Source organism: Corynebacterium sp. HMSC067D03 (genome assembly GCF_001811185.1).
In the GTDB taxonomy this organism is placed as follows: domain Bacteria; phylum Actinomycetota; class Actinomycetes; order Mycobacteriales; family Mycobacteriaceae; genus Corynebacterium; species Corynebacterium coyleae.
Window position 1 is genome coordinate 1 of the sequence record NZ_KV803783.1, and the last position, 11,969, is coordinate 11,969.

Below are 11,969 nucleotides of genomic sequence, written 5' to 3' on the forward strand. Positions count from 1 at the left end.
GCCGGAAGCCGAGAAGGTCTACAAATGCCATGCATCACACGCTACGAAGCGAGAAACCGCCGCACAAGACCCACCACGAAAATGTGGATAACTCCAACACCAAATCCCACAAACCGCTGGTTAGGTCGTTTTTGGTGTTTTCGGTTTTCCGAAGGTCCAGACCTTATTGATCACAAAGTTCACCGGCATCGCGATCAGTGTGGAGATGGCTTGGGCCCAGTAGGATTTGGTGCGCAGGCCGGTGGAGTCGTCGAAAAGTGAATCGGAGAGTCCGATGGGAGTCGTCGGGTTCATGAGCAACGTCATGCATGTCAGCGACACCGCGAACGCGAGCGCGCCGGTGGCCAAGAAGGGGAAGAACCCGCGCAGCCAGGAGCGCGCGTGCACCCCACGGAATGTCCAGGAGCGGTTGAGCTGGTAGTTCCACGTGTTGGCCAGGAGGAACGCCAGGGTGGACATGAGGTGGTACCAGCGGATGTTCCAACGGGTGGAGCCGAGTTGCATGAACACGTCGTTGGCGTGCAGATCAAAGCCGTTCTCTAGGGCTTTGTTGGCCAAGTAGAACACGACGAAGTTCACGAGCACGCCGGAGCCGCCGACGATGCCGAAGCGCAAAAATTGGCGCAGCCCGGCAACGAGGCGTACGGCAGTGCTGCCGCTTTCGGGCGCGGCGGCGTGTTGGTCGCCGGCGGCCGGCGACGGATGAGTGGGGTTAGTCAACGGTGTTTCCTAGGCGGGCGACTGCCGCTTCGATGCGCTCGTCGGGTGCGGTGAGCGAGATGCGCACGTGTTGGGCGCCGGCGGGGCCGTAGAAGTCGCCGGGGGCGCCGAGGATGCCGTGGTCGGCGAACCAGTTGAGGAGTTCGCGGGAATCCATGCCGTCGTGGTGGACCCAGAGGTAGAGGCCGGCATCGGAGTCGTCGATAGTAAGACCTGCGTTTTGGAGGGCCTTCATGAGTACAAGCCGTCGCGCGGCGTAGGTGGAGCGCTGCATTTGTTCGTGCAGGTCGTCGCCGAGGGCGGCCACCATGGCGGCTTGGATTGGGCCGGGCACGATGAGGCCGGAGTGCTTGCGGATAAGCAGAAGTTCTTGCACTAGGGCTTCGTCGCCGGAGATGGTGCCGGCGCGATACGACGCCAGGTTGGACGTCTTGGACAGCGAATGCAGGGCGAGCAGGCCAGTGTTGTCGCCGTCGGTGACGGACGGGTGCAGGATGGATACCGGTTCGGCGGACCAGCCGAGGTAGAGGTAGCACTCGTCGGAGGCGATGATTGCGCCGGTTTCGCGGGAGAATTCCACCCAGGCGCGCATCTGCTCGACGTCAAGGACTGCGCCAGTTGGGTTCGACGGCGAGTTGATGAAGACGAAGGCGGCGTCGCGGGGTGCGGCGGCGGGGTCGTCGCAACGAATAACTTCGCAGCCTGCCATCAGCGCGCCGACCTCGTAGGTGGGGTACGCGATCTCGGGGATCACAACTTTCTCGCCGCGCAGGCCCAACAATGTGGGCAGCCACGCGACGGCTTCTTTGAGCCCGATCACGGGCAGCACGGAGCGTTCGGTCAACCCTGCGATGCCGAAGCGGCGGGCGTGGGAGGCCACGATCGTTTCGCGCAATTCCGGCGTACCCGCGGTTTGCGGGTAGCCGGGCGTTGCGGCAGCTTCGGACAGCGCGAGTTGGATGGACGGGGCGACTGGGTCGACGGGGCCGCCGACGGAAAGGTCGATCAGACCGTCCTCATGGGATGCGGCGTGCTTGCGCACGTCGGCGATGGTGTCCCATGGGAAGTCGGGCAGCTGTGATCCGAGTGGGGTGCGTGCCACGGTTTAGTCCTGGTTCTGCGGCGGCAGTGCTGCGACGAAGGGGTGGTCGAAGTCCTGTGGGCCGGTCTTGGCGGCGCCGCCTGGCGAGCCGAGTTCGTCGAAGAAGCCGACGTTGGCGTCGTAGTATTCGCTCCACTCGTCGGGGGTGTCATCTTCGTAGAAGATGGCTTCGACGGGGCAGGCAGGTTCGCAGGCGCCACAGTCGACGCATTCGTCGGGGTGGATGTAGAGCATGCGCTTGCCCTCGTAGATGCAGTCAACGGGGCATTCTTCGACGCAGCCGCGGTCCATGACGTCGACGCACGGTTGAGCAATCACGTAAGTCATGGGAAACAGTATGTCACTTCGCCTTGAGTAGTGGCCAAACGCCTCCGGCGATTCCGGTGAGAAGGAGTGCGAGGGTCCACCCGGTTGGAGGGAGGATGACCATGGAGGCGAACAGTGCTGCTGCCCAGACGGCGAGTGGAACAATCATGCTTTTCGACGACCACAGCCGCGCCGTCTTCGTCAACACCGCATTGAACACGGCGGCGATGATCACCCAGAACCAGTTCAGGTACGCCACTTCCAGGATGAGCGAGCCGAGGGCGCCGACGCTCAGCCAGGTGATGCCGGCGATGGCTTCCCCGCGTGAAAAATTGTCGCGGATGACGGGTTGGCTCATTTGGGGATTCCGGATAGGACGTGGGTGGCGTCGTCGTGAAGTGGCGTGCCTGCGCCGAGTTGGAAGTGTTCGACGCGTTGGATGGGCTGGGTGATGAGGTTGGACAGGGCGTAGTAGACGACGGGACCTTGGGCGATGGCGGCGTGGGGGTTGACGTCGGTGGTGCGGCCGTCGGCGATCCAGAGTTGGGTGGCGTGGGCGCGCATGGCGGTGATTTTGGCGCTGTAGGCGTGGTCGTCAAGGGAGACGGCGATGTCGGAGGTGGCGACTCCGTCGAGTTCGCCGGGTTGGGCAAGGCGCCAGCCGTCGGGGGCGGTCTCGGGCGTAAGCGCTGCGGTTTCTTCGGCGAGGCGCACGGCCCACAGGATGCGCGGGATAGCGACGCGTTCGGCGGCGGTGTGGGTGATTTCGTGGGCGCGGATGTGGTCCGGGTGGCCGTAGCCGCCGTCGGGGCCGTAGGTGATGACAAGGTGGGGGCGCTCGGCTTCGAAGATCGCGGCAAGTTCGGATACCGCTGCGTCGCCGGAGTTTACAAAGGCACGCGGGTTGCGGCTTGCGGGTGAGCCGGCCATACCAGAGTCGCGGAAACGGCCTGCTCCGCCAAGGAAAGCTCCGCGTGCGCCGATGGCTGCAAGTGATTCGCGCAGTTCGCCGATGCGGAATCCACCCAATTGGTCGGCTTCGTCGACGACGAGGTGCTGGTACGGCTCGCCGATGACTTCGCCCTCTTCGCCGAGTGTGCAGGTGACGACGAGGACGTCGGCGCCACGTCGGCTCAGGTCGGCGATTGTGCCTGCGGTGGTGATGGCTTCGTCGTCAGGGTGGGCGTGGACGGCCACTACCCGGTAGCCGGTGAGGTCGCGCGTTGTCATGGTTTCTCCTTCGGTGTCGGGCCTACTGTATCGGCCAGTTGCCAGCGGGCGGCGTCGCTGATACCCCCGGGCCAGGTGGACGCGCCTGGGATGGCGACGCCACCCGAGGATGCAGCGATGCGTGTTTCGTTGAGGATGGGCACCCACACGGCGTCGCGCTCTTCGGCTTCGGCCACGGCTGCTCGGGCCTCGGTCGCACTCATGGTCCCGTCCAGGATTCGCCCGGCGAGTGCTTCGTTGCCCACGGAGCACAGGCCGGAGAGGTTGCCAGCACGCGAAGTTTTGGACGGACACGCCATGCGGCTGGCAAGCGTGGTCATGGACGTGGAGTTGCGCTGCCACACCACTGCCAGGTCAACTTCCGACGATGGCAGGCTGCGCCCGGCGAGCGTCGTCGCGTCGGTAGAGGTGAGTTTTGCGGGAATGCCGGCGCCGTTGAGGATGTCGACAAGGGTGCGCGCCGCAGCGGCCGCCGCCGGGTCCATCGCATCCGCCCCGACGCGGATGGGAACGGTGCGCGCTCGTAGCGCTGCGGTGTCCTTCTCCCCCGGCGTGAACGCATGCTCTGCTACGGCCAGGTTGGTGCTGCGGCCGGCGGCGATGTGGGCGAGCAGGGGGACGTCGATAAGCGATCGCACTTGCTCGCGCATTGCTTGGTCGAGCCCGCTTGTCGCGGAGATGACGACGCCAAGCACGCGTGACGACGACGCCTCGCGCACCTCCACCCCCGGCACCCGGCGAAAGACCTCTTCCGTGGTTTCCTGCGGCGTGACGTCGGCGAACGCGAGCTGGCCGGAGCGCAACTGGTCGGCGGTTTGTGTTGTATCGCGCGCGGCGGTCAGCGTCAAAATGTCCACGCTTGCTGGCTCAGTACCCCAAAACCTGTCGTTTCTATTCAGCACTACCGTGCCGCGGGCCCGGCCGACATCTGCCATGAGGAAACGCCCGGCAGACGCAGGGACCATGTTGCGCAGTGCGAACGGGAAATCGCTGGCGTCAGCGGCGAACAGGTGCGACGGCAGCAGGTAGGCAAAGAGCTCCTCGCGGTTGGCCACGGGGCGCTCAAAGTCCACATCGACGACCTTGCCGCCTTGACCAGAAATGCGGATCGCCTGAATTGACCGGTAGGCCGCAGGGTTGACGGTTCCGGCGGTGGTCACCATCCCGCGCCACAGGTAGGCAAAGTCGGAGCCGGTAATTGGAGTGCCGTCAGACCACTGCGCCTCCGGTGCGATGACGTAGCGCACGGTTTGGGCCGCGGGCGAGGTCGGCAGCGTTGAAACCCCCACCAGCAGGTCCCTGTTCGGGCTCGTGCCCACATATGCGCTAGGCAGGGTGAGGTCTGCGATGGCACGCACCGTCGAGGAATCGTCCGCAATCAGGTGCGGGTTAAAGCCTCCTCGTACAGGGTCGACGCCCACTTGTACCTGGGTGCGGTCGCTGCGGCGCGGGTTGTCGTCGGAAGGTGTCGTCGATACGCCAGATGTCTCGCTTTGGGCGGATTCCGGCTCAACGAGCGGCGGTGGGCCCGGGTTCGCCGAGCACGACGCGACGAGGCAAAGCGCGGAAAGCGCCGCCGCAGCACGGGTGGCTGGGCGGCGCGATCGAGGAGGCTGCATGAAGAACAGGCTAGCTGTTCTTCTGCTTCGCACGGGAGCGGGCACGGCCACGCTCGGTAGCGTTCAGGATGAGCTTGCGCACACGCATCGCCTCAGGGGCAACCTCAACACATTCGTCCTCGTCACAGAACTCGATGGCCTCATCCAGGGAGAGGGTACGGGCCTTCTGCAGCGTGACAGTCGCGTCCGCAGTGGCGGAACGCATATTGGTCAGCTTCTTTTCCTTGGTGATGTTGACGTCCATGTCCTCGTCACGCGAGTTCGCACCAACGACCATGCCTTCGTAGGTCTCGGCACCCGGCTCGACGAAGAAATCGCCGCGGTCTGCAAGCTGCTGCAGGGCGTACGCGGTGACCTGGCCGGAACGGTCGGCGACGAGCGAACCGGTCGGGCGGCCCTTGATCTCGCCGGCCCACGGACGGTGCTCGATCGAGTAGGAGTTGGCAATACCGGCACCACGGGTCTCAGTGAGGAAGGTCGTACGGAAACCGATCAGGCCACGCGACGGGACGTCGAACTCCATGCGGACCCAATCGCCGGAACCCGCGTTGGACATTGCGGTCATCTGACCCTTGCGGTTTGCCATGAGCTGGGTGACAGCACCCTGGTGCTCCGACGGGACGTCGATGATCATGTGGTCGTACGGCTCGTAGGTCTTGCCGTCGATCTCCTTGGTCACTACCTGCGGCTTGCCAACGGTGAGCTCGAAGCCTTCTCGACGCATCGTCTCAATCAGCACGGTCAGCGCCATCTCGCCACGGCCCTGGACCTCCCACGCGTCCGGACGCTCGGTCGGCAGCACCTTGATGGAGACGTTACCGATGAGCTCCTGATCCAGACGAGCCTTGACCATGCGGGCGGTGAGCTTGTCGCCACCGTTACGGCCAGCCATCGGCGAGGTGTTCACGCCGATGGTCATGGAAATTGCCGGATCGTCGATGGCGATGCGCGGCAGCGGCTCGACGTGCTCCGGATCGCACAGCGTGTCACCGATCATGATGTTTTCCACACCGGAGACAGCGGCAATGTCACCTGCGACAACGTCGCCTTCAGCCGGAACACGGTCGAGGCCCTCGGTGACGAGCAGCTCAGCGATCTTGACGTTCTTAACCTGCTGGTTGCCGTCCTCGTCGTAGTGGACCCATGCGACCTGCTGGCCCTTCTTTACCGAGCCCTTGAACACACGGATCAGGCCGATGCGGCCCAGGAAGGAGGAGGAGTCCAGGTTGGTCACCTGTGCCTGGAACGGAGCGTCGATCTCAGCGGACGGCTCCGGCAGGACGTCGTAAATGACGTCGAACAGCGGCTGTAGGTCCTCGTTGTCCGGCAGGTTGCCGTTGCCTGGGTTTTCCAGGGACGCGCGGCCTGCACGGCCTGAGGTGTACAGCACCGGCAGCTCGAGGAGGTTCTCAGCAGCCTCTGCAGCCTCCGGGTCCTCCAGGCCAGCGCCAAGTTCGAGCAGGAGGTCCTGTGCTTCCTCCACGACTTCGTCGATACGTGCGTCCGGACGGTCAGTCTTGTTCACACAGATGATGACCGGCTTCTTCGCTTCGAGGGCCTTGCCCAGGACGAATCGGGTTTGCGGAAGCGGGCCTTCGGAAGCATCGATCAGCAGCACGACACCATCAACCATGGACAGGCCGCGCTCGACCTCGCCGCCGAAGTCGGCGTGGCCCGGGGTATCGATGACGTTGATGACCAAGTCCGCACCGTCTTTACCCTTGCCGGCGCGACGGATGGCGGTGTTCTTGGCCAAAATGGTGATGCCGCGCTCGGACTCGAGCTCGCCGGAGTCCATCACGCGGTCGCCATGCTCGCCGTGGTCGCCGAAGACGCCGGACTGCTCCAGCATGGCGTTGACCAGGGTGGTTTTGCCGTGGTCAACGTGGGCGACGATAGCTACGTTGCGAAATTCAGGGTGCGACACTCAACAGATCCTTTTACATTGTCGGAAATAACGGTTACACGATACTCCCCAGCTAAGTTGAGCGCACCTCTCCGCTACCCCTCCAACGTGGCGCGGAGCTCTGCAAACGCGTCATTGAAGAACTGTTCGGCCGTTCCAGTAGTAATGACAGCACCTTCAGTCCCTCGCGCGGAGAGCTCGACGGTGGTGGTGCCATCGCCGTTATCTGCGGCATCGATAGCCAGCGGCGCCTGGTAGTCCTTATTCAAATACACACCGATAAGACGGAACTTCAGTGCACTGCCGACGTTGACAGCCAGTTCGCTGGCGGTTTTGTCCTTGACGTTGAACTTGTCCAGTCCGGACAGTCGCTGCTCAATCTCTTGCAGTGACAGGTTGGTGGTGAACGTCTGGGTATCCATTGCGATCAGTCCTTTCAGTGTTGGGGACAACGGATCTCACGTTCTCACAGGCCTTAAATGTGCCCGTGCTCACAATCGTAATCAGGTGTAACTGTGGGCACGCCTGGAGTTTCCCGGCAATTTTCCTTGCAAAATCAACGGTTTCCACTTGACGCTGTTACTTATGTGACTAATGTTGCTTGAGTTAATGTCCGTGGCCCCTATGTAATAAAGGACAGCCGTGCGCACTCCCCGATCTTTTGCACGCTCCGCCGTCGCGGCGGTTTGCGCTGCCGGCATGCTGGTTGCCGGTGTCGTCGATACGCAAATGGCTCATGCCAAATCATCGAACCCGCTCGATAGCCTTGGCCGCCCCACCCCCGAGACCGTCGCCCGAGTTCACGCGTTCGCGGACCAACCACAGGTGCCGGAACAGGTCGGCAACGCGCTTCGCACCGCCGTGAACTTCTTCGCTGGTACCGGCGAGCTCGGCGGCCCTCCACTGCCAGAGGACGCCCCGGCCTTCACGCAGTTCGCCTGGCCGACGGTCTCCGGGCACTGCATGGGCAAGGGGCTGCACTCGACCGCGTCCGCAATTGCGGTACCGGGACCGACCAAAACACCAGCGCCAGGCGCAGGCGCGGGACAGACCACGTTTGTGTTCACCGCACTAGGCACCCCGGCAGCCGCCAAGGACCAGGGGCTCATGAAGGTGTACTGGGTTAACCTCAACACTTTTCGCACCGGCGTAACACCTTTAGATAACAACGGTATAAACCCAACAGGACCGTCCACCCTGTCCGCCACCGCAAACACAGGCAAGGGCCGCGTCCTCGCAGTCGTCGACGGTGCAGTACGCACCACCGACAAGACCTGCGCATTTGCCCCGACCGCCGCTTCGATCAACGTGAGGTAACCGATGACCGTCGACCTACACCCGGTAAAGCAAGAGACCTTTGACACGTCCGCGAACATCAACACGGACCCAAAGGGATTCCTGCGCGAGGTAGACACGTACCAGGTCACCGACTTTGGCCTCTACATGGCACGCGGGGCGAATCACCCCGAGTTCGGCTACCTAGAAAGCTGGCTGCTGCCGGAACTCGGCCTGCGGGTAAACATCTTCCACTACCGCGAGGGCGCAGAGCGCGATCAGGACTTTTATTTTGATATCGCCGACATTGACGTTGATGGCGATATCTGGCGCACACGCGACCTGTACGTCGACATTGTGTCGCTGACAGGCAACCCGATCGACGTGCTTGATATCGACGAACTCGCAGCCGCGACGTCTGCAGGCTTGATCACTGCCGAAGAAGCAGAGAAGGCCATGGACGTCACCCTCAACGCCGTTGAGGGCATTACTCGGCACGGCGACGATGCCATGGAGTGGCTGCGCGCCCTGGGTATTGAACTGACGTGGGCGGACGAAGTCGAGTTAACTCCTGTGGCATAACACCCCAATTCCCGTACTGCACCCCACCTGCACCCCGCAGGTGGGGTCGTTTTATGCGAATAACATTCACGATCCGTGAAGAAGCTGAGAAAGCGTTGCGATGGCTACAGATGCCTATCAGCGTGCAGAAACACCCATTCCTGTCATAGCCCTGTGAGGCAGCGTGCATTTCGCCGTAAATTACTTTTCACAAACACTGTGAACTGCCTAACACTTCATGTAAGTTTTTGTGCAACCTGATTACGTCGTGTTCACCTGAGCTTCAAGTTTTGGTGGGCCCAATCGTGGTGCAGGGGTCGTCGAAATACCCATTTCGTCGTACCGCCCAAACACGGGCAACCGTCGCAAAGTTCTCTGCGTACGGACGATCACTGAAAGGACCCAGACCATGAGCAAACGCCTCCGTGTCGCCGCTCTCGCCGGACTCTCCTCCCTGTCCCTCGTCCTCGCCTCCTGCTCCTCGGATGGCGGAACCGAAGAGACCACCGCAAACCAGGCCGGACAGGACTCCGCGAACTCCAAGGAAGCTGACAACTCGGGCGAACAGCTCGAAGTCAACGCTGCCGGTGACTACAACCCGCTCGAGCGCGACCAGATCCAGGATGGCGGCGAGCTCACTCTCGCGATTACCGAAATTGCTGAGCAGCAGAACGTGTTCCACGCGAACATGACGTCCTACACGGACACCATCTGGAGCAAGTACAACCCGCAGCTCACGCTTTTCGACGGCGACGGCACCTATCACCCGAACCCGGCTTATCTGACCGACGTGAAGGATGAGACCGTCGACGGCAAGACCGTGGTCACCTACACCATCAACCCGGACGCCGTGTACAACGACGGCACCCCGCTTGACTGGACCGCCTTCGAGAACACCTTCAAGTTCAACAACGGCTCCAACCCGGATGTCCAGGTCAACTCCACCGACGGCTACGAGCTCATCGAGTCCGTCGAGCGCGGCGAGGACGACAAGCAGGCCGTTGTCACCTTCAAGCAGGCATACCCGTGGTGGGAGGGCCTCTTCGGCACCCTCGTGCCGCCGCAGGTCAAGGACGCGGACACGTTCATGAACGCTTACCTGAAGAAGGTCAACCCGGAGTGGGGCGCTGGCCCGTTCAAGGTTGAGAACGTTGACTTCGAAGGCGGCACCGCCTCCTTCGTCCCGAACGAGAACTGGTGGGGCGAGAAGCCGAAGCTGGACAAGATCACCTACCGCCAGATGGAAGACCAGGCATCCCTGAACGCCTTCCGCGCAGGCGAGATCGACGCAACCGGCGTTTCTTCCCGTGACCGTCTGGCAACGGCGAAGGAGATGGGCGACTCCATCGAGATCCGCACCGCCCTGAACCCGGCGAACTACCTGATGACGATCAACTCCACCGCCCCGGGCCTGGACGACATCAAGGTCCGCGAGGCCATCATGCGCGGTGTTGACCGCGAGCAGCTCGCCGCGATCCGCTTCCAGGGCCTCGGCTACACCGAGGATCTGCCAGGTTCGTTCAACCTGTACCAGACCCAGCCGGGCTACGAGGACAACTTCGGCGAGGTCATCCAGTACGACCCGGAGAAGGCCAAGGAGCTGCTCAAGGAAGCAGGCTACGACGAGTCCAACCCGCTGTCCGTGCGCTACGTCACCCTGGGTGACTCCCCGATGATCCAGGCGACCACCACTGCCCTGCAGGCAATGCTGCGCAACATTGGCATCGACGTCCAGGTTGAGGAGCGTCCGAGCTCCGACTTCTCCAAGGTCGTCTCCGAGCGCGACTTCGACCTGTTCATGTCCGGCTTCCGCTCCTCCGACCCGTTCGGTGTGGCGTACTTCGGCCAGATCTACAAGTCCGATTCCGAGCTGAACAAGTCCGGCACCGGCACCCCGGAGATGGACAAGAAGATTGAGGAACTGCAGCAGCTCCCGGATGCTGACGAGCAGATCAAGCGCGCAAACGAGCTTGAGAAGGAAGCCCTGGCTCAGTACGGCATCATGCCGTACGCCAACGGCCCGGCCATCGTCGCCGTGAAGAAGGGCCTGGCAAACTTCGGTGCTAACTCCTTTGCGATCCTCCCGATCGAGAACGTGGGCTGGGCGAAGTAACCGTAACGGTTCGACGCACGTGAAATCCACGAACTGAGTGCGAGCCCGCCCAGCATTCCCACGCTGGGCGGGCTTCCAATCTTTCTCAATAACTCCCCCGTCCGCCCACCACGGAACTGAGAGACACTATGTTTCGATACCTGATCCGGAAGACGCTGAGCTGGGGCTTGATTGTTTTTCTTGCCACCAACCTCACGTTTTTTCTCGCCAGCTTTTTCCTCGATCCCCGCGCCAACTACTTTGGCCGCCGACCACCTCTGCCAGAAGAGCAGATCGATGCACTGCTCGATCCGTTGAACTTGAACCCAAACACACCAATCTTCGAGCGTTGGTGGACGTGGCTTACTGGCGTCCTGACGCGTTGGGACTGGGGTAAATCCCCGATCGGCGACTCCGTCAATGAACAAGTCTCCTACCGCATCTGGGTCTCCGCGCAGCTGACCCTGTTTGCCACCCTGCTGTCGATCCTCCTCGGTGTCGCCCTCGGTGTGTACACTGCGTCGCGCCAGTACAAGCGCGCCGACCGCATGTGGCAGGGCATCTCGATCATCACGATGAACATTCACGTGGTCGTCGCCTCGATCGCCGTGGTGTGGTTCGGTCTGAAGGTCAACGAGTGGACCGGCAAGCGCGTCTTCTACGTCACCGGTGCTTCCAACCCGGGCGTTGAAGGGTTCTTCCCGAAGATGGTCGACTACGCCCAACACCTCGTGCTCCCCACCTTGTCACTGTTGATCATTTCGTATGCGGGCTATCACTTCATGCAGAGAACACTGCTGTTGGATAACTTGAACGCCGATTACGTCCGCACCGCCCGCGCGAAGGGCCTAACCAAGGCGCAAGCAGTGCGCAAACACGCGCTGCGAACCTCGCTAATTCCGGTTGCTACCTCGGTGGCGTTCTCGGTGCCCGGCATCTTCACCGGTGCCGTGATGACGGAGCGCATCTTCGCCTGGCAAGGCATGGGCCAGTACTTCATCCAAACGATTGCGCGTAACGACGTCCACGGTGTCGTCGTTGTGGCCGCATTCGGTGCCGCAATGACCGCAGTGTCCGCTATCTTGGCCGACCTCATCGTTGTTGCCCTCGACCCGCGCGTGCGCGTGAGCTAAGGAGATCACAGCCATGACAAACAAG

The 11,969-nt window shown here is 62.3% G+C and carries 12 protein-coding genes; 4 read left to right on the forward strand and 8 right to left on the reverse strand.

Features of this window, described 5'->3' with window-relative positions; all coding sequences use genetic code 11:
* Window positions 1-120: 120 nt before the first annotated feature.
* The 8 genes from HMPREF2785_RS01630 to HMPREF2785_RS01665 all read right to left on the reverse strand — a co-directional run bounded on the left by HMPREF2785_RS01630 (window position 121) and on the right by HMPREF2785_RS01665 (window position 7,305).
* On the reverse strand, window positions 121-627 hold the full coding sequence (locus HMPREF2785_RS01630) for a GtrA family protein (protein WP_070614142.1): 507 nt from the start codon (window positions 625-627) through the stop codon (window positions 121-123).
* 85 nt (window positions 628-712) lie between these two features.
* Window positions 713-1,822, reverse strand: a complete 1,110-nt coding sequence (gene dapC, locus HMPREF2785_RS01635; protein WP_070484506.1) for a succinyldiaminopimelate transaminase — start codon at window positions 1,820-1,822, stop codon at window positions 713-715.
* A gap of 3 nt (window positions 1,823-1,825) precedes the next feature.
* Window positions 1,826-2,149 (reverse strand): ferredoxin, encoded by a 324-nt coding sequence (gene fdxA, locus HMPREF2785_RS01640; protein ID WP_070421608.1) that lies wholly within the window; start codon window positions 2,147-2,149, stop codon window positions 1,826-1,828.
* 13 nt (window positions 2,150-2,162) lie between these two features.
* Entirely contained in the window at window positions 2,163-2,486 is a 324-nt protein-coding gene (locus tag HMPREF2785_RS01645) for a hypothetical protein (RefSeq protein WP_168164669.1), read from the reverse strand.
* Window positions 2,483-3,358, reverse strand: coding sequence for an N-acetyl-1-D-myo-inositol-2-amino-2-deoxy-alpha-D-glucopyranoside deacetylase (mshB, locus tag HMPREF2785_RS01650; protein WP_070614083.1), 876 nt, complete (start codon window positions 3,356-3,358; stop codon window positions 2,483-2,485). Before mshB ends, HMPREF2785_RS01645 begins: the two co-directional genes overlap by 4 nt.
* A complete protein-coding gene (locus HMPREF2785_RS01655; protein WP_070614085.1) occupies window positions 3,355-4,977 on the reverse strand; it encodes an ABC transporter family substrate-binding protein in 1,623 nt (540 codons plus the stop codon). Before HMPREF2785_RS01655 ends, mshB begins: the two co-directional genes overlap by 4 nt.
* 10 nt (window positions 4,978-4,987) lie before the next feature.
* Window positions 4,988-6,904, reverse strand: coding sequence for a translational GTPase TypA (typA, locus tag HMPREF2785_RS01660; protein WP_070484497.1), 1,917 nt, complete (start codon window positions 6,902-6,904; stop codon window positions 4,988-4,990).
* 74 nt (window positions 6,905-6,978) lie between these two features.
* Window positions 6,979-7,305 (reverse strand): hypothetical protein, encoded by a 327-nt coding sequence (locus HMPREF2785_RS01665; RefSeq protein ID WP_070452725.1) that lies wholly within the window; start codon window positions 7,303-7,305, stop codon window positions 6,979-6,981.
* A 277-nt stretch (window positions 7,306-7,582) separates the two neighbouring features.
* Between HMPREF2785_RS01665 and HMPREF2785_RS01670 the strand changes: the two genes are divergently transcribed.
* From HMPREF2785_RS01670 to HMPREF2785_RS01685, 4 genes are all read left to right on the forward strand, one after another.
* Complete coding sequence (locus HMPREF2785_RS01670; RefSeq protein WP_224213884.1) at window positions 7,583-8,200, forward strand: Rv1157c family protein; 618 nt, start codon at window positions 7,583-7,585, stop codon at window positions 8,198-8,200.
* Between the two features lie 3 nt (window positions 8,201-8,203).
* Entirely contained in the window at window positions 8,204-8,740 is a 537-nt protein-coding gene (locus HMPREF2785_RS01675) for a ribonuclease FAU-1 family protein (RefSeq protein WP_070614087.1), read from the forward strand.
* A 388-nt stretch (window positions 8,741-9,128) separates the two neighbouring features.
* A complete protein-coding gene (locus HMPREF2785_RS01680; protein ID WP_070421615.1) occupies window positions 9,129-10,832 on the forward strand; it encodes an ABC transporter family substrate-binding protein in 1,704 nt (567 codons plus the stop codon).
* Between the two features lie 128 nt (window positions 10,833-10,960).
* Window positions 10,961-11,944, forward strand: coding sequence for an ABC transporter permease (locus HMPREF2785_RS01685; protein ID WP_070421616.1), 984 nt, complete (start codon window positions 10,961-10,963; stop codon window positions 11,942-11,944).
* Window positions 11,945-11,969: the final 25 nt, after the last annotated feature.

Bases quoted from the DNA above. Each gene is read 5' to 3' on its own strand.
- mshB (WP_070614083.1), bottom strand. From the start codon at position 3,358: ATGACAACGCGCGACCTCACCGGCTACCGGGTAGTGGCCGTCCACGCC.
- HMPREF2785_RS01670 (WP_224213884.1), top strand. From the start codon at position 7,583: ATGCTGGTTGCCGGTGTCGTCGATACGCAAATGGCTCATGCCAAATCA.
- HMPREF2785_RS01680 (WP_070421615.1), top strand. From the start codon at position 9,129: ATGAGCAAACGCCTCCGTGTCGCCGCTCTCGCCGGACTCTCCTCCCTG.
- HMPREF2785_RS01685 (WP_070421616.1), top strand. From the start codon at position 10,961: ATGTTTCGATACCTGATCCGGAAGACGCTGAGCTGGGGCTTGATTGTT.
- HMPREF2785_RS01675 (WP_070614087.1), top strand. From the start codon at position 8,204: ATGACCGTCGACCTACACCCGGTAAAGCAAGAGACCTTTGACACGTCC.
- HMPREF2785_RS01665 (WP_070452725.1), bottom strand. From the start codon at position 7,305: ATGGATACCCAGACGTTCACCACCAACCTGTCACTGCAAGAGATTGAG.
- fdxA (WP_070421608.1), bottom strand. From the start codon at position 2,149: ATGACTTACGTGATTGCTCAACCGTGCGTCGACGTCATGGACCGCGGC.
- HMPREF2785_RS01655 (WP_070614085.1), bottom strand. From the start codon at position 4,977: ATGCAGCCTCCTCGATCGCGCCGCCCAGCCACCCGTGCTGCGGCGGCG.
- HMPREF2785_RS01645 (WP_168164669.1), bottom strand. From the start codon at position 2,486: ATGAGCCAACCCGTCATCCGCGACAATTTTTCACGCGGGGAAGCCATC.